The organism is Kitasatospora sp. NPDC057015 (genome assembly GCF_042673745.1).
Classification (GTDB): Bacteria; Actinomycetota; Actinomycetes; order Streptomycetales; family Streptomycetaceae; genus Kitasatospora.
This window is the reverse complement of sequence record NZ_JBHUSG010000118.1, coordinates 1-4,147: the sequence shown is the minus strand read 5'-3', so window position 1 is coordinate 4,147 and position 4,147 is coordinate 1. Positions and strand designations below refer to the sequence as shown.

Here is a 4,147-nt window from a genome sequence, read left to right as displayed (position 1 = left end):
CCCGAGCCCGCCCCCCCGCCCCCCCCCCCCGGCCGCCCCCGCCGCCGCGGCCGCCGCCGCGCCCGCCCGCTCGCCCGCCGGCCGCGGGGGGGGGGGGGGGGGGGGGGGGGGGCGGCGAGCCCGCTCTTCGTAGCAGGCGGTCCGTGGGGATGCGTACCTGGATGCGTACCTACTGGGAGGACCGCCCCCAGGACGGGTGGCCCTCCCACTGCTCGGGGGTGTTGGTGACCTGGGTGACGGCGGAGCCGTCGGCCTTCATGGTGTAGATCTCCGCCGTGGCGCCGGAGGGGGCCTGGGCGAAGGTGACCTGCTGGCCGTCGGGGGAGAAGGCGGCCACCCCGTAGAAGGTGTCGGACGGCGCCGGCGTGAGCGCGGTGACCGCGCTGCCGTCCGGGTGGACGGTGTAGATGCCGCCGCCGGGAGTGAAGTCGGGACCGGCCGGATACGTGGTGAACAGGACGCGGGTGCCGTCCGGCGACCAGCTGGGCCGGTCGCCGGCGCGCAGCGCCCACGGGGTCAGCTGGCGCATTCCGGTGCCGTCCGCGTTGATGACGAAGATCGCGGTGCTGTCGGCGGGCTGCCCGGTGCCGCTGGTTCGGTAGGCGAAGGCGAGCTGGGTGCCGTCCGGCGACCAGGCGGCGTTGTCGACCCGGCCGGAGAACGGCTTGTCGTTGGTGAGCATGGTGAGCCGCTGCGCGTTGGTGCCGTCGGCGTTCATCACGAACAGGTCGGAGTACTGGATCTGCTGCTGGGCGTCGTCCAGGGCGCCCCAGGAGCGGCTGAAGGCGATCAGCTTGCCGTCCGGCGAGAAGGCGGGGGTGCGCTCCTCCTCGTTCAGGCAGTCCGGTGCGTCCTCCTGGCAGATCTGCGGGACCTGCTGGGGCTCCCCGCCGGTCGCGCCGACCGTCCAGAGGCGGGCGGCGCCGGCGGCCGGGCTGCGGTCGAAGGCGATGGTCCGGCCGTCCGGTGACCAGTCGGGGTGGTCGTCCACGGCGTCGGCCGGCGGCTGGGTGAGCTGCTGCCGTCCGCTGCCGTCGGGGGCGACGGTGAAGATCGCACCCGTGGTGCGGCCCGGGTCGAGGTAGCCCCGGGTGGCGATCAGCCCGTTCCGCGCGGTGACCGCGAGGGCCGCCGGTGCCGCGCCGTCGGCGGCCGGTGCGGCGCTGGTCGGTTCGACGGCGAGGGGGGTGTCCGCCGCGGAGGAGGGCATCAGGTTGCTGTCGGCTCCGCAGCCGGTCAGCAGTGATCCCAGAAGAAGGGAGCACGCTGCTGCCCCGTACGAAACTCCTCTGCCGCGCATGTGTCCGTCTCCGATCCAGGACGAGGGCCCGTGAGCGGGCGCTGTCACTGTGTCAGACGGGTGAAGCGCCCCGGCGGACCGACACGCAACTCTTTGCAATCGATTGGCTACCCAAGGTTTCGGCGAGGGTGGGGGTGGGCAGCTGGTATGGCTCCCCCGGCAGCCGGTCGGGCCGCCCTCAGCCGGAAGGGCGGGTGCCACCCGCGAGGGGTGGGACCCGCCCTTCCTGTCACGTCACTGCCCGGGTGCTACTTCCCGCCCTGCTTCTTGGCGGCTTCCTTCGCGGCGCGGCGCTCGGCCTTCTCGACGGCCTCGGCCTCGTCCTCGGCCTCGGCGGCCTCCAGGGTGGGCGCGGTGCCGCCGAGCTGGGCGGGCAGCCACCAGGTGTCGTCCGGACCGTTCGGCTTGGCCGGGTACTCCCGCTGGGCGCGGTCGAGCATCTCGGTCATCGCGGCGCGCAGCCGGCGGGTGACCATCACCGGCTTGTCGCCCGGGGCCAGCGCGATCGGCTCGCCGATCATGATGGTGACGGGGACGTGGCGCTTGGTGAGCGTCTTGGGGCGGCCCTTCGTCCACAGCTGCTGGGTGCCCCAGAGGATGACCGGCAGCAGCGGGGTGCCGGAGTCGGCGGCCATCCGGGCGGCGCCGGTCTTGAACTTCTTCAGCATGAAGGAGCGGCTGATGGTGGCCTCGGGGAAGACGCCGACCACCTCGCCGGCCCGCAGGGCGCGGACGGCTGCGTCGTAGGCGGGCTGGCCGTCGGTGCGGTCGACCGGGATGTGCTTCATGCCGCGCATCAGCGGGCCGGAGACGGCGTGCTTGAAGACGTCGTCCTTCGCCATGAAACGGGTCATGCGCTTTCCGCCGCGGACGGCGCCGAGGCCGGCGAAGAGGAAGTCCAGGTAGCTGATGTGATTGCTCACCAGCACCGCTCCACCCTTGGCGGGGATGTTCTCGGCGCCCACGATCTTGATGCGCACGTCGAGCGCGCGGAAGACGGTGAGCGCGGCTCCGATCACCGGCGGGTACACGAAATCTGCCACGGTCAGCCCTAACTTCCACGGGCCTGGTGCCCGGTCCGGCGGTACCCGCGACGTACGAGGGCCGACCGGAGGGCGCGGCACGCCGCGACGGCCACGGGTGATACAGGACGATGATCCCCCGAACGAGGGCCGTCTGTCACGCGCGGGCGCCGCGGGGCCGAGTGGTGGCGGTGGTGCTCAGCCCGCCTGCACGCCCGGTCGGACCTGGGCCCGGCGCAGCAGGAGGTACATCTCGCAGCCGAGGCAGTAGCCGAACGCGGCGTTCAGGAAGGCGGCGGCCAGCGCGCCGGCGGTGGCGATCAGGCCGAGCCAGGTCAGGCCGCTCAGGTAGCCCACGGTGCCGACGACGGCGAAGCCGAGGCCGACGGCCTGGGCGAAGCGCGGCGGCCGGGCGTCCTCGGTCTCGGTGGGCGGTCCGAGGTGCGGGCGGATCAGGGCGAGGTACAGCCGGCCGTAGGGCGAGTACTTCGGGCCGGCGAAGGCGCCGAGCGCGAAGACCAGGGCCTGGGCGGCGAGCAGCGCGCCGCTGCCCGTGACCAGGACGGCGGCCAGGACGAGGGAGGTGAGGACGGCGGCGAAACGCGGGCCGCGCGGGTCGATCTGCATGGGGGCTCCGTGGGCGGGACTCGGGCGGGCTGACCGAAGGTGGGGTCAGCGACAGCGCGAGGCCGTGGCGCGGCACAGGTCGACCACCCGGCGGGTGGTGAGGCGCGGCAGCGCGGGGCGGTTGGAGTCCACGCCCCGATGGTACGCGGGCCCGTTCGGGCGGGTCGACCCCCCTGCGGGGCCGGGCGGCCGGCGTCCGGACGGGGGCGGGCACCCGGCGCGGGCGCTCGGCGCGGACGACCGGCGCGGGGCTCCCGGCGGGGGAGTGCGCGGGGTGGCGCACACTGGAGCGATGACCGGGTTGGTGGTGTGTGTTGTCGTGCTCGCGCTGGCGAGTGCGTTCGGATTGCTGCGCGCCAGGCGCGACGGGAGGCTTCGGGTGCGGACCAGGGACGACGCGGTACGGCTGTCCGCCGCGGAGCTCGGGGCGGAGCTGGGCGGTCGGGCGACCCTCGTGCAGTTCTCCACCGCCTTCTGCCAGCCCTGCCGGGCGACCCGCCGGGTGCTGGGGGAGGTGGCCGGGATGGTCGAGGGGGTGGCGCACGTCGAGATCGACGCCGAGGAGCGCCTGGAGCTGGTCCGCCGGCTGGAGATCCTGCGCACCCCGACCGTCCTGGTGCTGGACGCGGGCGGCCGGGTGGTCCGTCGGGCGGCGGGTCAGCCGCGTCGGGCGGACATCATCGCCGCCCTGGGCGAGGCGGTCTGACGGGGGCTCGGTCGGCGGGCGGCTGCGCGGGCGGTCCGTCTAGGCGATCGGGGTCCTGCTGTCAAGGGCAAGGTCGATCTTGGTGGCGCCGGTGAATCTCACAGCGGATGCGCCGCCCCGTCAGGTGGTGTTGGGCGCGGGCTGGGGCAGGATGGGCGCAGACGGTGTTGCAGCCGTCCGCAGGACCGTGCCGCACGGGGATTCCCCGAGGTCGCAGGGCCCTGGGGGCGTTCGGCCGGGTTCCCGGCGGCGCTAAGCTACTGGCCAGTAGTGACGGCTAAGCTACTGGCGAGTATGCTGCCAGGAAGTTCCGGACGGGCACGGGAACACGCTGCCCGGAGCGGGCGCGTGGCGTCATCGCCGCTTGCACCAGCCGCAGCCGCCGGACGAGACCAGTACAGGAGACAGGCCGTGAGCTTGAGGATCGTTGTCTGTGTGAAGTACGTGCCCGACGCGACCGGTGACCGTCGCTTCGCGGACGACCACACCACC

4 protein-coding genes and 1 pseudogene are annotated in these 4,147 nt (G+C 74.0%); 2 read left to right on the top strand and 3 right to left on the bottom strand.

Annotated features, from left to right (window positions below):
* Positions 1 to 169: 169 nt before the first annotated feature.
* From ACFTWP_RS41340 to ACFTWP_RS41330, 3 genes are all read right to left on the bottom strand, one after another.
* The gene (locus ACFTWP_RS41340) at positions 170 to 1,210 is read right to left on the bottom strand and encodes a TolB family protein (RefSeq protein ID WP_380270343.1); all 1,041 of its coding nucleotides are present in this window, start codon (positions 1,208 to 1,210) and stop codon (positions 170 to 172) included.
* 338 nt (positions 1,211 to 1,548) lie between these two features.
* Positions 1,549 to 2,343: a lysophospholipid acyltransferase family protein gene (locus ACFTWP_RS41335; protein WP_380270342.1), complete on the bottom strand. Its 795-nt coding sequence runs from the start codon at positions 2,341 to 2,343 to the stop codon at positions 1,549 to 1,551.
* A gap of 177 nt (positions 2,344 to 2,520) precedes the next feature.
* The gene (locus tag ACFTWP_RS41330) at positions 2,521 to 2,949 is read right to left on the bottom strand and encodes a DUF4395 domain-containing protein (protein ID WP_380270341.1); all 429 of its coding nucleotides are present in this window, start codon (positions 2,947 to 2,949) and stop codon (positions 2,521 to 2,523) included.
* A 292-nt stretch (positions 2,950 to 3,241) separates the two neighbouring features.
* On the opposite strand from ACFTWP_RS41330, the gene ACFTWP_RS41325 reads away from it, so the two are divergent.
* Together ACFTWP_RS41325 and ACFTWP_RS41320 are read left to right on the top strand one after the other, a co-directional pair.
* Positions 3,242 to 3,655, top strand: coding sequence for a TlpA family protein disulfide reductase (locus tag ACFTWP_RS41325; protein WP_380270340.1), 414 nt, complete (start codon positions 3,242 to 3,244; stop codon positions 3,653 to 3,655).
* Positions 3,656 to 4,066: 411 nt separating this feature from the next.
* Positions 4,067 to 4,147: pseudogene (locus ACFTWP_RS41320) on the top strand (electron transfer flavoprotein subunit beta); the annotation flags it as partial.